Annotated in this window: 25 protein-coding genes; 2 read left to right on the top strand and 23 right to left on the bottom strand. The window is 34.3% G+C overall.

What is annotated here, in order from left to right; genetic code table 11:
• The 10 genes from Q5O73_RS04895 to pta all read right to left on the bottom strand — a co-directional run.
• On the bottom strand, positions 1 to 573 hold a 573-nt coding region (locus Q5O73_RS04895; RefSeq protein WP_302669158.1), incomplete at its 3' end, for a threonine/serine dehydratase.
• Positions 574 to 596: 23 nt separating this feature from the next.
• A complete protein-coding gene (gene ftsY, locus Q5O73_RS04890) occupies positions 597 to 1,520 on the bottom strand; it encodes a signal recognition particle-docking protein FtsY (RefSeq protein WP_118588643.1) in 924 nt (307 codons plus the stop codon).
• Between the two features lie 30 nt (positions 1,521 to 1,550).
• The gene (gene smc / locus Q5O73_RS04885) at positions 1,551 to 5,111 is read right to left on the bottom strand and encodes a chromosome segregation protein SMC (RefSeq protein WP_302669157.1); all 3,561 of its coding nucleotides are present in this window, start codon (positions 5,109 to 5,111) and stop codon (positions 1,551 to 1,553) included.
• An 11-nt stretch (positions 5,112 to 5,122) separates the two neighbouring features.
• Positions 5,123 to 5,803, bottom strand: coding sequence for a ribonuclease III (rnc, locus tag Q5O73_RS04880; RefSeq protein ID WP_021953113.1), 681 nt, complete (start codon positions 5,801 to 5,803; stop codon positions 5,123 to 5,125).
• Between the two features lie 47 nt (positions 5,804 to 5,850).
• Positions 5,851 to 6,084, bottom strand: a complete 234-nt coding sequence (acpP, locus tag Q5O73_RS04875; protein ID WP_021953114.1) for an acyl carrier protein — start codon at positions 6,082 to 6,084, stop codon at positions 5,851 to 5,853.
• An 18-nt stretch (positions 6,085 to 6,102) separates the two neighbouring features.
• Entirely contained in the window at positions 6,103 to 7,113 is a 1,011-nt protein-coding gene (plsX, locus tag Q5O73_RS04870) for a phosphate acyltransferase PlsX (protein ID WP_118588645.1), read from the bottom strand.
• A 120-nt stretch (positions 7,114 to 7,233) separates the two neighbouring features.
• The gene (rpmF, locus tag Q5O73_RS04865) at positions 7,234 to 7,413 is read right to left on the bottom strand and encodes a 50S ribosomal protein L32 (protein ID WP_021953116.1); all 180 of its coding nucleotides are present in this window, start codon (positions 7,411 to 7,413) and stop codon (positions 7,234 to 7,236) included.
• 3 nt (positions 7,414 to 7,416) lie between these two features.
• On the bottom strand, positions 7,417 to 7,941 hold the full coding sequence (locus tag Q5O73_RS04860; RefSeq protein ID WP_118588646.1) for a DUF177 domain-containing protein: 525 nt from the start codon (positions 7,939 to 7,941) through the stop codon (positions 7,417 to 7,419).
• An 86-nt stretch (positions 7,942 to 8,027) separates the two neighbouring features.
• The gene (locus Q5O73_RS04855; protein WP_302669159.1) at positions 8,028 to 9,221 is read right to left on the bottom strand and encodes an acetate/propionate family kinase; all 1,194 of its coding nucleotides are present in this window, start codon (positions 9,219 to 9,221) and stop codon (positions 8,028 to 8,030) included.
• 96 nt (positions 9,222 to 9,317) lie between these two features.
• A complete protein-coding gene (gene pta / locus Q5O73_RS04850) occupies positions 9,318 to 10,313 on the bottom strand; it encodes a phosphate acetyltransferase (RefSeq protein ID WP_302669156.1) in 996 nt (331 codons plus the stop codon).
• A gap of 193 nt (positions 10,314 to 10,506) precedes the next feature.
• On the opposite strand from pta, the gene Q5O73_RS04845 reads away from it, so the two are divergent.
• Entirely contained in the window at positions 10,507 to 11,736 is a 1,230-nt protein-coding gene (locus Q5O73_RS04845) for a nucleotidyltransferase family protein (RefSeq protein WP_302669155.1), read from the top strand.
• Between the two features lie 73 nt (positions 11,737 to 11,809).
• Here Q5O73_RS04845 and Q5O73_RS04840 read toward each other — a convergent pair whose 3' ends face one another.
• The 3 genes from Q5O73_RS04840 to Q5O73_RS04830 are packed head-to-tail and all read right to left on the bottom strand — an operon-like array spanning position 11,810 to position 14,301.
• Positions 11,810 to 13,174 carry a PFL family protein gene (locus Q5O73_RS04840; RefSeq protein WP_302669154.1) on the bottom strand — a complete coding sequence of 455 codons (1,365 nt, stop codon included), beginning with the start codon at positions 13,172 to 13,174 and terminating at the stop codon, positions 11,810 to 11,812.
• A gap of 16 nt (positions 13,175 to 13,190) precedes the next feature.
• A complete protein-coding gene (locus Q5O73_RS04835) occupies positions 13,191 to 13,463 on the bottom strand; it encodes an ACT domain-containing protein (protein ID WP_021953122.1) in 273 nt (90 codons plus the stop codon).
• Between the two features lie 28 nt (positions 13,464 to 13,491).
• Positions 13,492 to 14,301 carry an MBL fold metallo-hydrolase gene (locus Q5O73_RS04830; RefSeq protein WP_021953123.1) on the bottom strand — a complete coding sequence of 270 codons (810 nt, stop codon included), beginning with the start codon at positions 14,299 to 14,301 and terminating at the stop codon, positions 13,492 to 13,494.
• A gap of 112 nt (positions 14,302 to 14,413) precedes the next feature.
• Between Q5O73_RS04830 and Q5O73_RS04825 the strand changes: the two genes are divergently transcribed.
• The gene (locus Q5O73_RS04825; RefSeq protein WP_118588652.1) at positions 14,414 to 15,340 is read left to right on the top strand and encodes a nucleoside recognition domain-containing protein; all 927 of its coding nucleotides are present in this window, start codon (positions 14,414 to 14,416) and stop codon (positions 15,338 to 15,340) included.
• A gap of 163 nt (positions 15,341 to 15,503) precedes the next feature.
• Here the strand turns inward: Q5O73_RS04825 and Q5O73_RS04820 are convergent, their stop codons facing one another.
• From Q5O73_RS04820 to Q5O73_RS04775, 10 genes are all read right to left on the bottom strand, one after another.
• Positions 15,504 to 16,043: a hypothetical protein gene (locus Q5O73_RS04820; RefSeq protein WP_302669153.1), complete on the bottom strand. Its 540-nt coding sequence runs from the start codon at positions 16,041 to 16,043 to the stop codon at positions 15,504 to 15,506.
• A 278-nt stretch (positions 16,044 to 16,321) separates the two neighbouring features.
• Entirely contained in the window at positions 16,322 to 16,738 is a 417-nt protein-coding gene (locus Q5O73_RS04815; RefSeq protein WP_021953126.1) for a hypothetical protein, read from the bottom strand.
• A 23-nt stretch (positions 16,739 to 16,761) separates the two neighbouring features.
• A complete protein-coding gene (locus tag Q5O73_RS04810) occupies positions 16,762 to 17,604 on the bottom strand; it encodes an RHS repeat domain-containing protein (protein ID WP_302669152.1) in 843 nt (280 codons plus the stop codon).
• 148 nt (positions 17,605 to 17,752) lie between these two features.
• On the bottom strand, positions 17,753 to 18,217 hold the full coding sequence (locus Q5O73_RS04805) for a hypothetical protein (protein ID WP_302628838.1): 465 nt from the start codon (positions 18,215 to 18,217) through the stop codon (positions 17,753 to 17,755).
• Between the two features lie 18 nt (positions 18,218 to 18,235).
• Positions 18,236 to 20,056, bottom strand: a complete 1,821-nt coding sequence (locus tag Q5O73_RS04800) for a hypothetical protein (protein WP_302669151.1) — start codon at positions 20,054 to 20,056, stop codon at positions 18,236 to 18,238.
• A 90-nt stretch (positions 20,057 to 20,146) separates the two neighbouring features.
• Complete coding sequence (locus Q5O73_RS04795; protein ID WP_302669150.1) at positions 20,147 to 21,109, bottom strand: hypothetical protein; 963 nt, start codon at positions 21,107 to 21,109, stop codon at positions 20,147 to 20,149.
• Positions 21,110 to 21,570: 461 nt separating this feature from the next.
• The gene (locus tag Q5O73_RS04790; RefSeq protein WP_021953130.1) at positions 21,571 to 22,164 is read right to left on the bottom strand and encodes a hypothetical protein; all 594 of its coding nucleotides are present in this window, start codon (positions 22,162 to 22,164) and stop codon (positions 21,571 to 21,573) included.
• Positions 22,165 to 22,176: 12 nt separating this feature from the next.
• Complete coding sequence (gene coaD, locus Q5O73_RS04785; protein WP_021953131.1) at positions 22,177 to 22,656, bottom strand: pantetheine-phosphate adenylyltransferase; 480 nt, start codon at positions 22,654 to 22,656, stop codon at positions 22,177 to 22,179.
• Positions 22,657 to 22,660: 4 nt separating this feature from the next.
• The gene (gene rsmD / locus Q5O73_RS04780) at positions 22,661 to 23,215 is read right to left on the bottom strand and encodes a 16S rRNA (guanine(966)-N(2))-methyltransferase RsmD (protein WP_021953132.1); all 555 of its coding nucleotides are present in this window, start codon (positions 23,213 to 23,215) and stop codon (positions 22,661 to 22,663) included.
• Between the two features lie 145 nt (positions 23,216 to 23,360).
• Positions 23,361 to 24,218: 30S ribosomal protein S1 (locus Q5O73_RS04775; RefSeq protein WP_302669149.1), on the bottom strand; the 858-nt coding region annotated here is incomplete at its 5' end.

The following is a 24,218-nucleotide window of genomic DNA, read 5'->3' as shown; positions in this document are numbered from 1 at the left end:
CAATGTGCTTACACCTGTTGCTAATCCGCCTCCTCCTATTGGAACCAAAATACAGTCAACTGTTGGAAGTTCTTTAAAGATTTCCATGGCAATTGTTCCCTGACCTGTTGCCACATCCAAATCGTCAAATGGTGGAATAAATGTATATCCCTGCTTTGATGCAAGATTTAAAGCATATTTGCAGGCATCATCGTATACATCACCATATAAAACCACGTCTGCACCATAGTTTTTGGTTCTGTTCACTTTCATAAGTGGAGTTACCGTAGGCATTACAATGGTAGCCTTAGCTCCATATATTTTTGCTGCGTAAGCTACACCCTGGGCATGATTTCCTGCTGATGCAGTAATAAGACCCCTCTCTCTTTCTTCTTCAGAAAGAGTGCTGATTTTATAATACGCACCTCTTACCTTGTAAGCCCCTGTAAACTGCATGTTTTCAGGTTTAATATACACATGGTTACCTGTCTGTTCACTGAAATAATCACTGTAAATTAAGTTTGTATTAATAGTTACTTTTTTTACTATTTCACTAGCTTCCTCAAATTTTCTTAAAGTTAATTTTTTCTCCATAACAATACCTCTATCTGACTAAATTACTCCTGTACGTTAAATAATGCTTCCACAAAATCGTGTGCATCAAATTTCTGTAAATCATCAATCTGTTCTCCCACACCTATATATTTTACAGGTATGCCAAGTTCTGCCTGAATGGCAATGGCTATTCCACCCTTAGCAGTTCCATCCATTTTTGTAAGAATAACACCGGTAATGTCAGCACATTCCTTAAACTGCTTAGCCTGTACTAAGGCATTTTGTCCTGTTGTGGCATCAAGAACTATGAAGTTTTCCCTATGGCATCCACCATATTCTTTTTCAATGATTCTGTCTAACTTCTTTAATTCTTCCATAAGATTTTTCTTATTATGAAGTCTTCCTGCTGTATCGCACAAAAGAATATCTGCACCTTTATTTTTAGCTGATGATATGGCATCAAACAAGACAGAACCCGGGTCTGAGCCTTCCTTTCCTGAAACAATGTCAACTCCTGCCCTGTCAGCCCATTCTTTTAACTGTTCTGCAGCAGCCGCCCTAAACGTATCAGCGGCAGCCAAAACTACCTTTTTGTTATTTTTCTTAAACTGACTTGCCAGTTTTCCAATGGAAGTGGTTTTTCCCACCCCGTTTACACCAATCATTAAAATTACGGAACGCTGATTTTCAAAATCGTATGCATTTTCCCCTATATCCATTTGCTCTTCTATGTTTTTTATAAGCAAATCCTTACATTCCATAGGCTCCTTAATTTTTAATTCTTTTACCTGTTCCTTTAATGTATCAAGAATTTCTTCTGTAGTGTTCACTCCAATATCACTCATAATAAGAGTTTCCTCTAACTCTTCATAAAAGTCATCATCTATATTGGAAAATCCCGTAAAAATGGAATTTAATCCTGACACAATATTGTTTCTGGTTTTTGTAAGTCCTGAAACTAATTTTTCAAAAAACTTTCCTGCCATATTTAATACGCTTTTTGCGTCTCCTTTCTGTTATTTTGTTAAATCCTTCTCTAACAAATCTACAGATACTAATGCAGAAATACCCTTTTCCTGCATTGTTATACCATATAATCTGTCGGCTGAATTCATAGTTCCACGTCTGTGAGTTATAACAATAAACTGAGTATTTTTTGTAAGTTTATGTAAATACTCTGCAAACCTTACAACATTAGAGCCATCAAGAGCTGCTTCTATTTCATCTAAAAGACAAAACGGTGAAGGCTTCAGGTTCTGAATGGCAAACAACAGACTTATGGCTGTAAGTGCCTTTTCTCCACCTGATAACTGCATCATATTCTGGAGTTTCTTTCCAGGTGGCTGGGAAATAATATTAATTCCTGCCTCTAGAATATCCTCTGCTTCCGTCAGCTCAATTGTGCCTTTTCCACCACCGAACAACTCCTTAAATACTTTATCAAATTCAATCTTAATCTCCTCAAATTTCTCCTTGAACTGCTTTCTCATTCCCACTTCAAGTTCATCAATTATTTTAAGAAGATTTTCCTTAGCTTCCATAAGGTCGTCATGCTGGTTTTTCATAAACTGATAACGCTCATTTACTTCCTTAAACTCTTCAATGGCATTAATGTTTACATCACCTAATGATTTCATTTCTTTTCTTATGTTGGCTATATTATCTCTTATCTCTGATTTATCACTGTAATCAGGATTCTTCATTTCACAGGCTTTTCTGTATGTGATTTCATATTCATTCCACATATAAGCCTCTTTGTTTTCAGATTTTTCCTCTAATGCCTCTTTCTGGCTGCTTAGTCTGTAAACTTCTTTATCTAAAGCTGAAATTCTCTCTGAAAGCTGTTCACGTTTTTCAAAAAATTCCTTGTGTTCACGGCTTTGCTTATCCTTTTCATCTTTAGCCTTTTGAATTTCTTCCTTTAAGAGTTCAACCTGCTTACGGCTCTTCTCAGTTTCTTTAGTAAGATTATCAATAGCTTCTGTTCTGGCACTTATTTCATTGTTGTTTTCCTTAGAATTATTTTTAATATCTTCTATTTCCTGCTTAAAGCCTTCAATAACCTTACCTGCATTACTGATTTTCTCAACAATAAATTCGTGCTTTTGCTTATAGTTTGCAATTTCAATATTTATTTCTTCTAAAAGACCATTTTGCTGAGCCAATTCTTCTTTTAGAGAATTAAGTTTCTTTGTATTCTCTACAACTTCCTTTTCTAACAGGTTACTTCTGTCCTCTGTTCCCGTCAGCTCATCATTAAGAGATACACTGTTTTTATTGATGTCGCTTATCTGAACAGCAATATCATCGCTTTCACTGGTATAATCCTTATATTCCCTTGCTATGCTGTCCTTCTTATCTTTTGCCTGCTTTAAATTAATCTCAATGGTATTTTTAATAATAAGCTGTTCCTGTAAACCTGCTGTAATTTTATTTACTTCCTCTGAAACAACACTTATTTCACCTCTGTTATCTGTTAAAGCCTTATCCAGACCTGTTTTTTCTTCTTTTAATGTAACAAGCTTCTTTTGAATTTCGTCTATTTCACGTCTTCGTCCCAGAAGATTACTGTTGTTTTTAAAGGCACCACCGGAAATTGAACCACCTACATTCAGGTATTCACCTTCAAGGGTAACAATTCTAACAGTGTAACGGTATTTTCTCTCAATGGAAATGGCATGGTCAATGGTGTCCACCACCATAACTCTTCCAAGAAGGTATTTAGCTACCCCTTCGTATTCTTTCTTAATATCCACTAAGTCACTGGCAAGCCCCAACACTCCCTTTTCCTCTAATGCATCAGGAGCATTGAAATTAGTTTTGTTGCTCATACTGCTAAGAGGCAGGAAGGTGGCACGTCCATATTTGTTCTTTTTAAGATACTCAATGGTGTCCTTAGCCGTGGTTTCCGTATCAGTGACAATATTTTGAATATTTCCACCTAATGCTGTTTCTATAGCCACTTCATACTTTTTGTCAACCTTAATAATGTCTGCTACAACACCAATAATCCCTTTACGGCCTTCCTTTAATTCCATTACCTTCTTTATGCTGCTTCCATATCCCTCATAACGTTCGGTAATGTTCTTTAAAGTTTCAAGATTTGATTTTAATTTATGATACTTTTCATTGTTTTCCGACAATTCCTTTGAAAGTCTGCTGTTTTCCACTCTCAAATCTGCCAAATCATTGTTATATTTATTTAAAGTATCATTTATTTTCTTTATGTCACTTTTAACGTTTTCAAGCTGCTGTTCTAATTCCTTAATAACGTTGTCCTGACCATCTCTCTGACTTTTAAATTCAATAAGTTTCTGGTTAAGTTGTGATTTTCTTATGTTAATCTGCTCTAACAAGGTATCACATCTTTGTATTTTTGTTTTAATTAAAGCCTTGGCGTTAAGAAGTTCAATTATTTCTCCTTTGTCCTTCTCAATTTTTTCCTCTAATTCCTTTATTCCCTGACCTTTTTCCTCAATCTGTTCATTTATTTCAGTTTGGGAAGCAATGACTTCCTTTAACTTACCCTCATTTTCCGTCTTTTCCCTTTGTGCATTTTCTAATTCAATGCCCTGCTGTTTAATTTCCTCATTAACGGAATCTATTCTCTGATTAATGTAGGATTCGTTATTTTTTGCTGAATTAATCTGCTCCCTTATAACATTAATCTGTCCCTCGAACTTTTCAATATTCAATATAGTTTCATTAAATGAAGCCTTTTTGGTTTCAATTGTATTGTCAATTTCTTCAATAATTTTCTCAAGTTTAGTGTAATCCGCCTTGATTTTTTCAAACTCATCAGATGCCACCTGCATGTCGTCTGATGCGATTTTAATTTTTTCATCAAGCTGTGTTAATCTGTTTTTAATCTCATTGTATTCAATTAAAAACATGTTTACATCGTTTACTTTTAAATCATCTTTCAATAAAAGATATCTTTTAGCCTTTTCACATTGCTTTTCTAAAGGAACCACCTGTCTTTCCAGTTCTCCTAAAATATCTGAAACTCTTACAAGATTCTGGTTCTGGTCGTCAAGTTTTCTTAAAGCTTCATTTTTTCTTCTTTTAAACTTAACAATTCCTGCAGCTTCGTCGAAAAGTTCTCTTCTTTCCTCCGGCTTACCACTTAATATTTTGTCAATCTGTCCCTGACCTATAATGGAATAACCTTCTTTTCCAATACCTGTGTCATAAAACAACTCATTGATGTCTTTTAGTCTCACCTGCGTTCCGTTTATCATATATTCGCTTTCACCGGAGCGGAATAATCTTCTTGAAACTGTAACTTCGTCGTAATCTATATTTAATTTATGATCTGCGTTATCAAATGTTATGGCAACATATGCATATCCCATAGGTTTACGGTTTTCTGTTCCTGCAAATATAACATCTTCCATTTTCGAGCTTCTAAGCTGTTTTGTTTTCTGCTCACCTAATACCCATCTTACGGCATCTGCAACATTACTTTTTCCTGAACCGTTTGGCCCTACAATTCCTGTAATCCCATTGTGAAATTCAAAATTTATTTTATTTGCAAAAGACTTAAATCCGTGTATTTCAATGCTTTTTAAATACATGTTGTTCCCTCTTATCTAAATTTTTTCAAGGCACTGTACGCCGCCTGCTGTTCAGCCGCCTTTTTGGTATGACCCATGCCACTGCCAATTACTTTGTCATCAAGCATCGCAGCCACCTCATAGGTTTTATTATGATCAGGCCCAGTTTCACCTGTTATTTCATATGAAAGCTTACCAACCTTTGCAATATTAATTCTTTCCTGCAAAATTGTTTTACTGTCATAAAATAATCTTTTATTTTCAATATCATTTAAAGCAAATTTAATTATAAAATCTCTGGCATTATCTATTCCACCATCTAAAAATATGCTTCCTATAAGGGCTTCAAAGGCATCTGAAACAATGGAATTTCTCTTTCTTCCACCTGTTTCTTCCTCACCTTTTCCCAAATAAATAAATTCCTCAAGACCAATTTCCCTTGCATCATTTGCCAAAGTAGGTTCACACACAAGGCTTGCTCTTAGCTTCGTCATATTCCCTTCCGGCATATCCGGCATGGTTTTAAATAAAAACTCACTAGACACCAATTCTAAAACGGCATCACCTAAAAACTCAAGCCTCTCGTTGTCCTTTATTCCCTTACTTCTATGTTCGTTAGCAAAAGATGTATGGGTTAATGCGTTAAGCAGCAGGTCTTTATCCTTAAAAACATATTCTATTTTTGTTTCTAATAAGGCGTAATCACTATTCATATATATCCTCTTAAATTATTGCGTTTTTTAAGCCCTATTTCTAGGGCTTATTTTTCAAGTTCTTTCTTAATTTTTTCGTAAGCATCACCAACTGTAACTATTGACTGTGCTTCATCTGTAGGAACCTGAATACCGAATTCTTCTTCAATTCCCATTACTATTTCCAGCACATCTAATGAATCTGCTCCTAAATCATCAACAAATTTACTGTCAGCTGTTATTGTTGCAGGGTCTAAATCTAAAACATCAGCCACTGCCTTTATTAATCTTTCTAATTCCATAATACTCTCCTTTTCAATCTATTTATTTTCTAAATTTAATTTCTCTTTAAATTTATTATTTAAATCCATTTCTTTAAATGTTCCACATTGCAGAATTGAATTTTTGATTTCTATTGCTTTTGAACTTCCATGAGTTTTTACTAAGAGTCCTTTAAGACCTAAAAGAGGTGCTCCGCCGTATTCCTCAATGGAAAATGATTTAAGTGTCTTCTTCAAATCTTTCTTAATAAGAAGAGCTCCTATTTTTGTTTTAAGACTTGCCATTAAGGTTCCTTTAATCTTGCTTAAAAGTACCGATGCCACGCCTTCATACAATTTCAAAATACAGTTTCCCACAAAAGCATCGCAGACAATTACATCTGCTTTTCCTTCAGGAATATCCCTGGCTTCAATATTTCCCACAAAATTAATATCCTTAATTTCCTTTAAAAGAGGGTATGTTTCCTTAACTAAGGCATTCCCCTTTTCCTCTTCAGCACCGATATTAACAATGGCAACTTTAGGATTCTTAATACCTACAATATTTTCCATGTACACGGAACCCATCTTGGCAAACTGAACTAAATGAGATGGTCTCGCATCAACATTCGCCCCACAATCTATAAGAAGTGAAACACCCTTCTTTGTAGGAATAAGTGGTGCAAGAGGTGGTCTTTCTACCCCTTTTAATCTTCCAATAATAACATGTCCGCCTACAAGGTTAGCTCCTGTACTTCCGGCAGATACCATGGCATCTGCTTCACCGTTTTTAACCATGTACATACATTTTACAAGGGATGAATCCTTCTTGCTTCTAATAGCAGCAACAGGTGGTTCCCCTGTTTCAATAACTTCAGTTGCATTTATAATTTCCAAAAGATTACTGTCGTAATCGTACTTTGTAAGTTCTTTTTCAATATCTTCTTTTCTGCCTACAAGTTTTATATTAATGTTTTTATTTTCATTAGCTGCTAAAACAGCACCTTTAACAATCTCTCCCGGAGCATTGTCTCCACCCATACAATCTAAGGCTACAATAGCTTTCGACATTCCAAATCCTCCTTTTTTGCATAAGGATAATATACTAAAAATACGTTATAAAATCAAGAAAAAGTGGCTGTCGCTTTAGCAATCATTTCAATGATTAAAGCAACAGCCACTTTTTTATAATTAGTCAACTGAAACAATTTCTTTTTTGTTATAGCTTCCACAAGCCTTGCATACTCTGTGTGGCATCATTAATGCTCCACATTTACTGCACTTTACAAGGTTTGGAGCTGACATCTTCCAGTTAGCTCTTCTCTTATCTCTTCTTCCTTTAGAAGATTTGTTCTTTGGACAGATAGACATGGTTTACACCTCCTTAAACTGATTAAAAACATCTAAAATTTTCGACATTCCCGTACCTGGTTCTGCGTTATCGCACTTACAGGATCCCATATTGAGATTAGCGCCGCATCTATTGCAAATTCCTTTGCAGTCTTCTTTGCATAGGACTTTCATAGGTAAACTAACCAGAATCTCGTTATAAACAAATACATCAGAATCAAATTTTGTACCTTCAAGATAAACTTCTTCATCTAACTCAGCAATCTTTTCTTCTGAAGATTTATTCATATCTAAATCTTTGAAATAATCAATATTAATCTCATACGGTACAGGCTCTAAACACTTGTCACACGGAATAATCAATGTAACCTTCCCAACGCATTTAAAATCAATATGCTTCTTACCCTTATTTCTAAAAGACAACTTAATATCACTGTCAGAAATAGGATAACGGCTCTTTTTAGTTTTAAATTCCTTCGCTTCAAGCTCTACCGGGTAATTTCTTACCCCGTCTTCTTCCTGTAGTAAATCGTATAAATCAATTAACATAATATTCCTTCTTCAAAGCACCTTATAAATTATACATATCAGCCATAGGTTTGTCAAATACTTTTTTTATTTTTTCAATTTGCTGCTTAAGCTAAAACTTCTACCGTCTCCCTTGCAATTGCAAGTTCCTCATTGGTTGGTATAACATAAACCTTAACCTTTGACTCTTTAGTGGAAATCATTACTTCCTCTCCACGTTTTGAGTTTGCCTCATCATCTATTTCAATTCCAAGATATTTTAAATGACTGCACACATCTTTTCTTACATGACCATTGTTTTCTCCAACGCCGGCTGTAAAAGCAATTACATCTACACCATTCATTACTGCAACATAGGCACCGATAAATTTTACAACAGTATGTATGTAAGCATCAAATGCTGATTTTGCATTTTCATTTCCTTCACTTATTGCCTTTTCTATATCTCTAAAGTCGCTAGACACTCCTGAAAGTCCTGCAACTCCGGACTTTTTATTTAATATTTCAGTTATTTCTGAAATATTCTTTCCTGTATGATTTGCAATAACTTCTAAAATTCCCGGGTCAATATCTCCTGAACGGGTTCCCATTATAACTCCTGCTAAAGGTGTAAGCCCCATACTTGTGTCCACTGATTTTCCACCGTCAACTGCGCATATGCTGGCACCGTTTCCTAAATGACAAACAATTGTTTTTAATTCATTATAAGGCTTGCCGCAAATAGCAGCTGCTCTCTTTGACACAAAGCTATGGGAAGTTCCATGGAATCCATATCTTCTTATTTTATAGTCATCATAGTATTCTCTAGGAAGAGCATATAAATACGCTTCCTCGGGCATTGTCTGATGAAAAGCTGTATCAAACACAACCACATTTGGTGTATCCTTCATTATTTTCATACATGCCTTTATTCCAATAATATTTGCCGGGTTATGAAGAGGTGCTAAATTATTACACTTTTCAATTTTTTCAAGTACATCTTCAGTAACTAAAGCTGACTTTGAAAAATACTCTCCACCGTGTACCACTCTGTGTCCTACTGCTCCAACTTCACTCATATCCTTTATAACTCCTGTGTTTTCTGCCGTAAGGGCAGAAATAACAGCTGTTATGGCCTCATTATGAGTTGGCATATCTATTTCTTTTGTGTTTTTTTCACAATTAACACTTTCATATGTAATAGCACTGCCGCTAATTCCTATTCTTTCACAAAGTCCCTTTGCCAATACCTTTTCATTATCTGAATTAATTAACTGAAACTTAAGTGATGAACTTCCACAATTAATAACTAAAACTTCCATTTCAAACTCCTGTTTTCTTCTAATCACATCTTATTGCCCCTACTTTCCGTTGGTGGCATTTCATTGGGAACCTATTTATAAATGAGTTTTTCTCATTTAATCTATTTGTGCCTGTACTGCTGTAATTGCCACAACACCAACTATATCCTTAGCACTACATCCTCTTGACAAATCGTTAATCGGTCTTGCAATTCCCTGACAAAGAGGACCATATGCCTCAGCCTGTCCAAGTCTCTGCAAAAGCTTATATCCAATATTTCCTGCATCTAAATCAGGGAATATAAGAACATTGGCTCTTCCCGCTACCGGGCTTCCCGGTGCCTTAAATTCTGCTATTTCAGGAACTAAAGCAGCATCTGTCTGCAATTCTCCGTCAATAAGATACTGTGGATATTCCTTGTTGGCTATTTTAGTAGCCTCAACTACTTGATCCACATCAGGATGAGCTGCACTGCCGTGGGTAGAATGGGATAACATGGCAACTCTTGCCTTCTCCCCAACTAAGTACTCAAAAGACTCTGCACTACTTGCAGCTATATCTGCTAACTGTTCCGGATTAGGATTCTGATTCAGTCCACAGTCTCCCATTACGAATACACCATTAGCTCCCATATCCTTATTAGGCACACATATTACAAAAAATGCTGAAACCAATTTACTACCTGGCTTTGTCTTTATAATCTGTAAAGACGGTCTAAGGGTATTAGCTGATGAATGGCATGCTCCTGATACAACTCCGTCTGCATCTCCAGCCTTTAACATCATACATGCAAAATACATATAGTCACTGACTAAAATGGCATATGCCTGTTCTTTAGTCATCCCCTTAGCCTTTCTTAGCTGGTAGAACTGTTCAGCATAATCCTGTATCTTTTCGTATTTTCTCGGGTTAATTATTGTAATACCTTCAGTGTCATAATCTTTTCCATACTTTGCCACCTCTTCCTCTGAGGCTAACAGAATAATATCTGCAAAATCCTCCTTAACAATCTGTTCTGCAGCTTCATATGTACGTCTGTCCATTCCTTCCGGCAAAACAATTGTCTTTCTGTCATGTCTGGCTTTTTCCTTTAACTGCTCAATAAAACCCATATTCATCTTCTCCTTGTTTCTCATATATTCTTCAATCACACAAATAATTATAATATACCTTTTTTGAAGAAACAACAACTATTTATTTTACAATACATATAACAATTTGTGCCTTAATTAATTGATAGAATAGTGCAATAATGATACAATAATCCGGTATACTATATTTAGAAGGATATTTTAGGAGATTTCAATGAAAACAGCAGGTATAATCGCAGAATTTAACCCTTTTCACAACGGTCATAAATATTTAATTGACACGGTGCGTCAAAAAACAGGAGCTGAGAATATTGTAATTTTATGTAGCGGAAATTTTGTTCAAAGGGGACTTCCTGCTATTTTTGACAAATCTCTTCGCAGTAAAACTGCAATAGAAAACGGTGCCGACGTGGTTTTTGAGCTTCCGGTATGTTATTCTACAGCCTCTGCTGAAACTTTTGCCACATCATCAGTAAGTTTCTTTAACAAACTCAACTCCATAGATTACTTATGCTTTGGATGTGAAACGGAAAATACAAAGCTTTTAGAAGAAATTGCCCATGTATTAGCAGATGAACCAACAGAATACAGAGATTCATTGTTAGAAAATCTCAAATCAGGAATGACCTTCCCAAAAGCCCGTGGGATTTCATTAAAAAAATATATGCTTTCAAAAAATCCCGCCATTATTCAGGAGGATTTTGATAATATCATTTCATCTTCTAATAATATTTTAGCAATTGAATACTTAAAAGCATTATATAAAACATCATCAAAAATTAAGGCTTTTTTCATTAAAAGACAGGGAGCCGGTTATAATGACACTAACATAAACATGAAATTTGCTTCTGCTTCAGGAATAAGAAATGCCTTGTCAGACAACCATACTCCTGACCTAAGATCTGTGATACCGGCAAACTCCCTTTCCCTTTATTCAAAGGCTGAACCTATTTTTCTTAAACATTTTTCAGAAATTTTAGGATATATTCTTTTACAGGAAAGTGATTTTACAAAATATAGTGATGTTTCAGATTTTTTAAGTAACAGAATTAATAATTTAAAAGAAAATTATACCGGCTATGAGGACTTTATATCTATGCTTCAGTCCAAAAACTATACCTATGCCGGCATTTCCAGATGTCTTTGTCACATACTTTTAGGTATTACCAAAGCTGATATGGATTATTTTAAAGATAATGATTACCTTAAGTTTGGAAGGCTCCTTGCCTTTAGAAAAGATTCCGGGGTTTTATCTGCAATAAAAAACAACAGTAACATAAATTTAATAAGTAAATTTTCTGATTATTACAGCGTATGTGATGATTTTGACAGAAAAATCCTGGATATAAATATCAAGGCAGATTCTATATATAGAATGGTTTATGCAAATAAATACAAAAAGGAACTGTCTACGGAATTTAACCGTAAAATAATTATTCAATGACCCTTATAGATAACAATCTAAAAAGACTACCTGCCACACATATGGTAATTGTGGTAAGTAGTCTTTTTTGTTATTAGTTCTTAAAACTATGTATAGGTGCAGGAATTCTTCCTGTTCTGTTTACAAAATTGTCACAGGCAAAGTTGTTTACAGGCATTATCGGTGCATAACCTAAAAGTCCACCAAATTCAACCTCATCTCCCACCTGTTTTCCAATAACAGGGATAATTCTAACAGCTGTAGTTTTCTGATTAACCATACCAATAGCTGATTCGTCAGCAATTATTCCGGCAATAGTTGTAGCCTTTGTATCTCCCGGTATTGCAATCATGTCAAGACCAACTGAGCATACACAAGTCATCGCTTCAAGCTTCTCTATTGTAAGAGCTCCTTCTTTTACTGCATCTATCATTCCCTGATCTTCACTTACAGGAATAAACGCACCACTTAATCCACCTACATATGACGAAGCCATTACACCACCTTTTTTAACCTGGTCATTAAGCATGGCAAGGGCAGCTGTAGTTCCCGGAGCACCGGCTCTTTCTAAGCCTATTTCCTCTAAAATATCTGCAACACTGTCTCCAATGGCAGGTGTAGGTGCTAAAGACAAATCGATTATTCCGAAAGGAACATTAAGTCTCTCAGATGCTTCCTTGGCTACTAACTGACCTACTCTTGTTATTTTAAATGCTGTTTTCTTTATTGTGTCACAAAGAACTTCAAAGTTCTCTCCACGAACTTTCTTTAATGCGTGTCTTACAACGCCGGGACCGGATACACCAACATTGATAATTGCGTCGGCTTCTGTAACACCGTGGAATGCTCCTGCCATAAAAGGATTATCATCAGGTGCATTACAAAATACAACTAACTTGGCACATCCTAAAGAGTCCTGTTCTTTAGTTGCCTTAGCTGTTTCTAACACTATTTCTCCCATAAGACGTACGGCATCCATATTAATACCGGTCTTAGTAGAGCCTACATTTACTGAACTGCAGACTCTTTCAGTACATGCTAAAGCCTGAGGAATTGACTTTATAAGATTTTCTTCTGCCGTAGTCATTCCCTTACTTACTAAAGCTGAATAGCCTCCTAAGAAATTAACTCCAACCTCTTTTGCTACCTTATCTAAGGTTTTAGCAATAGTTACAAAATCCTCCGGTGTCTTGCAGGCACTAGCTCCCACAATACCTATAGGTGTAACGGAAATTCTCTTATTTACAATAGGAATACCATATTCCTTTGAAATATCCTCCCCTGTCTGAACAAGGTCTTTTGCCAGTCTCTTTATTTTATTATAAATATTATTGTTAAGTATGTCTAAATCACTGCTTATACAGTCCATCAGACTAATTCCCAATGTAATTGTTCTAACATCAAGATTATAGTTGTCTATCATCTTGTTTGTTTCTATTACTTCAAATCTGTTTATCATCTAAAGCCTCCGTTTTTTAAATTCTATGCATGCTGTTAAAAATATCTTCGTGCTGCATCTTTATTGCAACTCCGATTTCTTCTCCGATTTTATCCAAATCATCTGCCATTTCATGTACCGGCTTTGATGCATTATTACAATCAACAATCATCATCATGTTAAAATACTCCTGCACGATAGTCTGTGAAATGTCAAGAATATTTACATTGTTTTCTGCAAGATATGAACAAACTCCTGCAATAATTCCTACTGTGTCTTTTCCAACAACTGTTATAATTGTCTTCTTCATAAAATCCTCCTACATAAGTAAAATATATTTATATAATAATCTGGGATGAAGGCCTTGTGCCACTGGCAACTTTCAGGTCTATATCATCTGCACAAAACTTATTATTTCCAAAATTTATTTCATTTCTCACTGCCTCAAATGCCAAAGCCGGATAATTATTTTCCTGACTCAAATGTCCCAACATAATATGCTGTAACCTGTCGCTTATTATATTATTAATAAGATTTCCGCATGCCTCGTTAGACAAATGCCCCTTATTTCCCCATATACGCTGCTTTAAATAATAGGGATACGGCCCTGTCTGTAACATATTAATATCATGATTTGCTTCCAGCAAAATAGCATCTAAATCCTGTAAATTATTTATTAAAGGCTCGCTACTTTCCCCTAAGTCAGTAACAACGGCACAAACTTTGTTGTCCCCTGATGTATTGCTCATAAATTTGTAGCAAACAGGATCCGCTGCATCATGACTGATTTTCATTGGCATAATCTGCATATCCCCTATAACCAAATCCTTCATAGGAGATATAACATTAAATAAATCTGTATCTACCTGCCCTATGGATGATTCATTCAATATATAATCAATAGTCTTCTCTGTGGCATATACAGGCTTTTGGTACTTTCTAAGAAACACTCCCAACCCCTTTATGTGGTCGCTATGTTCATGGGTAATAAGTATTCCATCCACATCATCTGCCGTCTTATTAAAAAACTCCAGACCTTCTTCTGTTTTTTTTCTGCTAATTCCCACGTCAACCATTAATGTTGTATTTTCATTATCAACAACAATACAATTGCCTTTACTTCCACTTGAAATAGACGATATTTTCATATGTACACCTCTAAACTTCCTTGTACATTTTATTGTATTTTTCAATTAATTTCAACCTATATTGTTGTAATAATATAAATTTGCCAAAATATTATAAATAAAAAAGGCATTTATGAAAAAAATTATTAAAACCATCCTATGTGTTTTTGCCATAGTATTAACTGTTACATTTCCTGCTTTAATATCAAAAAGTGTAAAGGATGGCATTGCCTTGTGTCTATACACTCTTGTTCCTGCACTGCTTCCTTTTATGCTAATAGTAAATATAATGCAAAAACATGATTTGTGTTCCCAGATAAGTTATATTTTAAAGCCAATATTAAAGATTTTCTTTAAAATATCTGATAACGGGTGTTTTGCCGTAATTATCGGCTTTATTTGCGGATATCCCATGGGAGCTAAAACCATATCAGATTTATATATTCATAAAAAAATATCTTTTTCCGAAGCTGCATATTTAGTAACTTTTTGTAACAATTGTAGTTTGTCTTTTTTGCTTAATTATATATTTCTAAATTATCTGCAAAATTCTTTTATAAAAAATACTGCATTTATTAATCCGGCATTGTTATGTGTCATTCTTGTATATTGCCCTGCCTTTATTGTAGGAACAGCCAACCGTTTTTTATTAAAACCTGACATTACAGTTAATAATTCAAAAGCTATGCCCTTTACCGGCAACCCAATACTTTTATCTGTTAAATCCTTAACAACCCTGTCGGTTTATGTTATTTGTTTCAATATTATGTCCCGGTTGCTTTTGACTCTTCCCATAAATGCCACGTTTAAATCAATTCTTTGTGGCGTAAGTGAAATAACGTCAGGAACTGCTATTATATTTGAAAACATAAGTGGAAACACTGTTCTTTGTACATACCTTATACTTTTGTTTACTGTTTTTGGTGGCATTTCCATTACAATGCAATCTTTAAGTCAGATTTGTCATTCAAAATTAAAGGTATATTATTTAGTGGGCAAATTAGAATCATCTGTTGTTTTTACATTATTATTTTTTATTTTATATCTTGTAAAAAACTAATAAAAACATTTCATTTAAAAAAACAGGACTAATCAGTACCATAATACCGGTAGTCCTGTTTTTTATTAAACAGTATGAATTTTAATTATTTATCTCATGTTTTTCTTCAAAGTACTGCCCCGTATCTCCAAAATATGTATACATTACAACTGCACTTATTCTATTACCTGAATATATATCGCTCCCCTTCAATTGTCCCTTTGTTTTCGTCCAATATGTTTATGTATAAAATATACTCCTGTAGATATCCGTCTTTATAAATACACTTAGAGACATCTTCTACTTCGTTTTCCCCTCCCCCATAACCAAATTTTACCGTATTCATTTCATTACTTGTGTAAAAAATAAACTCCATGCTTGGAAAGATTTCTTCACCCCTTTCTTCCACCATTTTTTTTATACTTTCATAGCTTTCATCTTTACTATCAGCTCTTATCAGTAAGTCATTATCATCAAAAAAGTACGTGTATCCAACTTTTGCTTCTTTTCTAACACGTTTTCCCCTACTTACATTTCCACATATCATATCAACGGTTTTACTTGGACAATACGCTCCCGTATGAAGCATGTTTCCCCCTTTCCAGTATTCTTTTCTCTTACACTTCATGTCAGTTTCATTAATTAACTCTTCGTACTTATCTTCATATTTTTTTCTAATGTCCTCTAATTCATATATAACACCATCCAATTCCTTTTTTCTCATATAAAATTCCTCCTTTAATAAGGTGCTGCACTGCTATATGTAGTTTCCTGTTGGATTTTTCCGTGAAAAACATTCCTGTTTCAATTAAGCTGTTATTTTATAACCGAATTGTTTTTTCATATTTAACCACATATTTTATAGCTATGTCCCTAATCCATTTTCTGGGATGATCTGTATATTTTTGCATTATTTCATACACTTCACTTTTCCTATAGTTACTTAGTGCCCATATTACGTGTCCTTCTATTTCCTCATCTTCTAATATCTACATTACTTCTCTAATTATCATGTATATAATATAATGTATGACTCTCTAAATCATACAAACCGACGTCATAGCCACCTCCTTCCTCTTTCCTATAGTAATAATCCCCCTCAGTTATACATGAACTATCAAAATCATATTTATCTGGTTCACTCATAAATTCCGATTGAAAATTATTAAAATATTGCTTAATAACCTTAACGTAATCTTTAGACACTACTGTATAATATGAATTTTCTGAAAAAGTTACATCAAAAGATTTATCATAATAGTATTTACAATAATCTGTGTATTTCTTAAAACCATCATCAAAATACTCATCGCAAGACTTATATCCATCTAAAATAAACTCTTTTGTATTATTTCCACATCCTGTTATTACCATAGCCACACTAATTCCAATTATTATAATTCCATTTGCTTTCATCATATTTACACCGCCTCTCTTAGAATCTAAAATGTAGTTTTATAATTCAATCCCCAACGAAATGGTTTCAACTGTCCTGAATCTTGCATATATTTACCTATATTATTTGCTAATCCCGCAAAACTAAACCATGATCTCGTCTCCGTAAAATCATATATATCACCTATAGATATGACCAAATTCCATTTATGCCCGTCATACATTCTTGCATTAACAAACACTCTAATATGTTGAACAGAATAATATAAATCTCTATTTTCTGTAAACTCAAATGCAAAATTAAATACTTTCTGTCCATCTATTCTTTTTTTGCACTTATCAAGTTCTTTTTTTACCGCCCTACTTAACTGAATATCACTTTTAATTTTATTTGTAAGCTTTTGTAATTTGTTACTAGGCATTTTTTTACCCCCACCATATAAAGCGTGATGAAACATCATCTTTGCAACAAGATATCCCTTTGCGGTGAGAAAAACGTTTGCAGCTTGCCACACATGTCTCTTAAACGTCTTTGTGACTTTTATCGGATAAGTAATTAAATTACCAGTTTCATCATTCCCTATAATTGGATTACCTTCACAATACATATATAAATTATAACTCCATCTATTTTCATTTGCACCAATATATTTTACATCATCAGCATTAATAAATCTTCCCACTTCAGCATCATAGTACCTACTTTGAAGGTAATAAAATCCACTCTCGTTATCAAAATAATATCCTCTGTATGTAATATGATTCAATGCATATGGTATCTCATTTTTCTCATAACAAACTGTATCTACCACATTTCCCCATGCATCATACGCATAGCTTGCAATCTTTGCACCTGTTGAATCAATCAGTCCTATGACATCCCCTTGCATATTTTTTCATAATAAATGCTTTTCCTGTTAAGTTCCTGATTCATCTCACTTATTTCATTATACTCAAAACCTGCGATGTCTCCATTACCATCATAATAATACCAAATATCATATTTTCTTCCCGATAACTTGTATGTAACAGTTTCTCTTATGAGTTTTTTTCATCCCATTCATAATCAGTAGATGTTATATTTGTTTCTTTATGAGTTCTAAGTCCATTTTGATTGTATTCATAAGTTACGTCCGAATCATCACTCAATATAATTTTTGAAAGTTCTCTGCCTCTTATCCATTCAAATTTCTTCCCGTCATGGTATTTAACAGGATTTCCAACACTATCATATGTTATCTTCTGATTTCCATATTTCGTCAACTGATCAGCCCAATCACCATTTTCATAACTATATTTTATGTCCTGTATATTTGTAAGACTCCCATCCGAATTTATTTTTTTTAGATGCTTTGCCACAACATTTCCAGTACTTGTATATCCGTAAACACATCCCGTGCTATTAACATAATCCAACTCCTTTACTAATCGCCCATGTACATCATAAGCATATTCGTGAATTCTGTTTCCATCAAGTTTAATTTCCGTTATATTTCCTGACAAATCATAAATATATTCATATTATTTGTTTTCACCATATGCATTTATATTATATGATATCTTTGTATCAGACATTTCGTCCTGATAACTATTCAATATATACTTTTTGCACAATTGCGAATATATCTCATAACTTATCTTTTTATTCTCGTCAGAAGACGTTACCACAATATTATCACCATTATACAAGGTGTCTGTTGTTACGGTTTTATCTTCGTCCGACATATCTGTTTTCTGAGATTCTTGATATGTCACCTTGCTTCCCTGATTCTTTTCAAATGTATAAGATATATTTTTATCTGTTATGTTTCCATCTACATTTTGACTATTTTTTACTTCCTTCATAAATCCATCATTCCTTGCTACGGTGATGTTGTCGTCTGAATATACATAATCATAACTTATTTTCTCTTTACCCGTACAATCTATAAATTTAAGTATTCTCCCTTCATTGTCATATTCTGTAACATATGAACATTGTGTATCATCACAATAATATATTTCAGATTTTTTTGTATATGAATTTCCATTTTCATCAATAGATTTTGTAGTCACCGTTCTTATTTTCTGACCATTTCCATATGAAGTAATTTGTTCTAAAATATTACTATTTTCTGTTATGTTACTTTCATAATTGACTAATTCAACGTCTCCAACTTTCAAGGTTTTCATATCACCATTTTTGTATGACATTGTATATTCTGTCTTCTGATCACATATATAGGTCACATTGCCATCACTGTCATATGTGTATGTTATGCATATGGTATGATTGATATCATTCTGATTTTCCTCTACAATTGCAGTGTTGTTTCCATTCTCATCATAGAAATATTTTATAACTTTATTTAATGTAACATCTCCATAATCTGTTGTTATTTTCTTTGTATCTCCACGATAAATATTTACTATATATGTTACTTTAACACCGTCTTCCATTTCGGAATACTCATAATCGTATAATCCCTTATGTACCTGAGCCGAATATGCACCAAGCCTATCTGTTCCCTTATTCTGTGGATTGTCAGTTTTCCTAGGATTAACTGTACCAAAATCATCAGGATCATACACTTCATCAAAATCTGAATCAACAAGCCATGGATCCGTTCCTTCCCTGTACTCTCTTACATCTGACCAACCATCTCCATCACTGTCTTTTCCATCTTCATTCTTTACTGCCGGGTCCGTTCCAAGAGTAAAAACCTCATATCCGTCAGGCAATCCATCTCCGTCACTATCCTGAACGTACTTTGGTTCCGTTTCCGTACTATCCTCTGTCTCAGTATTCCATTTTGTCTTAAAATCCCATATTTCGTATCCGTCTTCCAGACCGTCCCCATCAGTATCTCTTGTCACGGCACTATATGTCCCTGCCTCATCCTGATTTTCTTCACCTGTTTCACTGTTAATACTATAAGAAAGTATGTTACTTAAATATTTTCCGTCTTTTCTTATTGCAACTAATCTTACATCCATATCCGTGGTATCACTGTCTATGTCTAAAGAATACTCCAAATCACTGGTTCTTGCAACCATTTTAAAATCCCCATCATTTTTTCTGGTCGCAATCATGTATTCCTCTACTTCTTTACCTGAGCCATCACCGTAATCTTCCCAGTTCAGATCTATTTTTCCTGTATCTTCCTGATATTCTCCCGTAATATTAAAATCCCCATAATACTTTCCATTCATATCTATAGGGTCAAAGTAATCCACTACAAACATAGGTGCTTTATTCGTAGCTGTTCCACATATCCTCGTATATGACATTTTCTCTTCCGTCCCGGTACATAATGCAATTCCATATGCTTCAGGAATCTCACCAAACGCTATCTTTTCCACCCATTTCTTTACGTCCAGATTGTATTTTTTCCCCTGCTCAAATCCTGTCTGACTTGATATAAGTTCATCAGAATTGGACGGTTTTGTGTTCTATGTTACCTGAGAAATATCCCAGTTTTCTTCAACCGGATATATATTTATTACCGGATTTCCAACCACTTCCTTTATATCAATGTTCAAAACAGCCAGACTTATAAACTTGTTCTTCAGCCTTTCTTCAAGTCCCCTCCATTTCATAATTGCCTGACCATAAAATCCTTCTGATATTTTTCCAACCAGCATTTCATTACCGCCATCTATGACATAATTCGCCGGATAACCACTGGTTGGATTACTTGCATCAACGGTATCCTTACTCGTCCAGTACATTGTAGGGTCAAGAGTTACCGGATATTTTGTATCTTTTGAATTCAAAAATTTCTCATCCAATGCTTCGGTAACTGTCCATGTATCACCGTTATTTTTTATATCATATTTTATGTTAAAGCTGTAATTAATTCCGGTACTGTCACACAGGTATGGTGATGAAATATATGCCTTCTTTTTACCCTTTTCATCATATATTCCGATGACATTGGTTTTCTCATCCAGTTCCATGTACATACCATTAAGCACATATTCATAAGTAATCGTATTTTCTGCAGGTCTACTGTTAAAAATGACATTTTCCTTAACACCATTATTTAGTGATATGTACTGTGTTCTGCTATCCTCTCCGGTATATATAACTTCGTAGTCTCCATCACTTTTCTTTGGCATTTCACCTTTTTCCGTTTTCTGCGAAAATGTAATTTCATATTTATCTTTTTTCATAATAATTGGGGTATCTTTGCCGAGTTCTTCCGGAAAATACTGTTTTGAGTCCCCCTCAGTATTCACCATTTTATATTGGGCAATGGCTTTATTGCTTTCCACAACATCAGTCTTTTCAAGTTCCTTAAGATCTTTATTTTCTATTTCTTTTAAAGAGCTGTCATAGTCCTTCCACTTACCATTTTCCTTATAACGTATATCGTCTCCATACCATTCCAGTTTTTTGCTTCCATTGCTCATAAGATATGTGTTTGAGTTTTTGGTTCTTTCGTCTTTTAGTTCCTTTACGACCTTTACCTCATAACTTATCCTCCACTTTTGTTTACTACTTCAATTTCTCCCTATAATTGAAATTACATTAACGTTACTGTTTTTTCTTTTCATTCTCCCATTTTTAAGTATTCCGTTTATAGCCTTTATTTATCTACATTTTATTGTTGGGATTTTAATGTTGCAATAGGTTATGCGTAAACGTATCCGTTTTTTGCGCAAGTGAAGTTTTTTAAATTAATTTTTCATCTCATTAAACTTATCAAATTTCCAATATCATAATTTTATGAATCATCTCTACTGTATATAAGCTTATCTAAGCCAATCTGTTCAATAATATCTACATAGTTTTTAAAATCTATACGTAAAAAGAAAGACCTTAGATAAACTAAGATCTTTCCACCATTCAGTACAATTTAGTGTTATGAAAATTATAATAAATCTACAGTTAAATCATCATCTGAATCATCACTTGCAGTATCTTCATCTTCCTGACCACTTAATTCTTTTCTGCTTTCAACAACAACATTAAGTGAGCTGTTAAGTGAAGTCATCATAGTGCTTTGTGCACTTTCAAAACTATTCATACCAGTTGTAAGAATGCTCTGAACATTTGATAAAATATCATCTGTATACTGCATTGCTCTTGTTCTTAAATCGTTTGCTTCATTTGTAGCTGAATCTAAGATTCCCTGAGCTTCAGTTTGTGCCTGTTCAATAATCTGATTAGCTTCGTTGTATGCCTTCTGCATAATTTCATGTTCACTTACCAACTGATTAATATGTGCTGTTGCTTCAGCAATCATAGCCTCTGATCTTTCTTTAGCATCATTTAAAATAGCATCCTTGTTAGCAATAATCTTCTGATATTTCTTAATTTCATCAGGTGTTCTTAATCTTAATTCCGCTAACAATTCATCAATATCGTCTTTGTTGACAATAATTTTTGATGTTGATAATGGCTGAAATTTACAATTATCAATATATTCTTCTATCTCTGTAATAATCTGCTCAATCTTACTCATATCGCTTCTCCTTTATCTCTTAATCTTATCATAAACTTTATTTACAACTGTTTCAGGAACAAGTTTGCTAATGTCAGCGCCATAATATGCCGCTTCCTTCACTGTACTTGAGCTTAAATAAGCATACTCTAAACTAGTTGTAAAAAAGATTGTATCAATCTCATTGTTTAATACTGTGTTTGTCTGTGCCATCTGAAGTTCATATTCAAAATCAGTAACAGCCCTAAGACCTCTTACTATAACCTTGGCATTCACTTCCTTTGCGAAATCCACCAAAAGACCCTCAAAAGACATCACTTTAACGTTTGGTAAATCCTTAACAACTTCCTCTAGCATTTTAACACGATTTTCTACTGAAAACAACGGAGATTTAGAATTATTATTTAAAACACTGACGATTAATTCGTCCACAACTTTTGAAGCTCTCTTAATTATATCTAAGTGACCCATAGTTACGGGGTCAAAACTTCCCGGATATATCGCTCTAGTCATCCTTTCACTCCATAATCTTAAAAAAAACATGCTTGTTTGTCTTATACTTCTTTTCTTTCGTAATCTCAAATCCTAATTCTTCTGCGTAAGACATATCTGTATCTAGAGAAGCCTCCACAATGATTAAAGAATTTTTATTTATTAAATCAGATTTTCCCAGAAAAATCAACACATCCTTCTCGTATTCTTTGTTATAAGGTGGATCCATAAATACTACGTCAAATATTTCACTGCCATTTAGTCTGGCAAGGGCTTCGTTGCATGACATCTGCATTAACTGTGCTCCATCTTCAAGATGTGTAAATTTCAGATTTTCTTTTATGCAGTTGCAGGCTTCTCTATTATTCTCCACAAGATATGCTTTTTTAGCTCCACGGCTTAAAGCTTCTATGGCAATAGCTCCACTTCCACTAAACAAATCAAGAAATACTGCATCGTACATTAAATCATTAATGATGTTAAATAATGTTTCTTTAATTCTGTCTGTGGTAGGACGGGTATCCATTCCTTTAACGGTTTTAAGCTGTAATCTGCGTGCCTTTCCCGCAATAACTCTCATAAAGCGCCTTGCTCCTTATATTTTAAGAAAATCTCTTTTATATCAGGCAGATGCTTTCATCTGCTCCTGTTGTTTCCATAACAAAACATAAAAGCAAGCACTAATATGCCTGCTTTTACGTTGTCAATAAATGAATTACTTCATCTTATTCCTCTGTGTCCTCAGTTGCTTCCTCTACAGGCTCTTCAACTGTATCTTCAACTTCTTCATCAGGAAGGAGTTCCTTCATGCTTAAGCTGATTTTCTTTTCTTCTTCATTGAAATCAACAATCTTTGCTTCGATTTCCTGACCAATTGATAATTCATCAGCAGGCTTATCTACATGATGCTTTGCAATCTGTGATACATGTAATAATGCATCAACACCAGGCTCAATTTCAACAAATGCACCGAAATCTGTCATTCTTGCAACTTTTCCTGTAACAATAGCACCAACAGCAAACTTTTCACTTGCATTAGCCCATGGATTTGTGTCTTCAAACTTAAGACTTAAAGCAATCTTATCTCCGTTAATTTCTTTAATAAATGTAGTAACCTTATCACCAGGTTTGAAAAGTTTTCTTGGGTTTCCTACTCTGCCCCATGACATTTCAGAAATATGAAGAAGACCATCAGCTCCTCCGATGTCAACAAAAGCACCGAAATCTACAACGCTCTTTACAACACCTTCAACAACATCACCTACATTAATTCTTTCAAATAAAGCTTTCTTAGCGGCTTCCTTCTGTGCAACTATTAACTGCTTTCTGTCGCCTATTATCCTCTTCTTTGGACTTAATACAAACTCTGTAATAACAAATTCAATTTCCTGATTGAGATATTTGTTTAAATCTCTTTCAAAATTGTCTGACACAAGGCTTGCAGGTATAAATACTCTTCCGCCTTCAACATCAACACTCAAACCACCTTTCAAAATCTGTACAACTGGTGCTTTGAGAACTTCTTTATTTTCAAAAGCTTCTTCAAGTCTCTTATTTGCCTTCTCTGCAGCAAGTCTCTTATA

The sequence above is a fragment of the Eubacterium sp. AF15-50 genome (assembly GCF_934835595.1).
In the GTDB taxonomy this organism is placed as follows: domain Bacteria; phylum Bacillota; class Clostridia; order Lachnospirales; family Lachnospiraceae; genus Eubacterium_G; species Eubacterium_G segne.
Note: the sequence above shows the minus strand (reverse complement) of the source record. Positions and strands in the feature narration are given on the sequence as shown.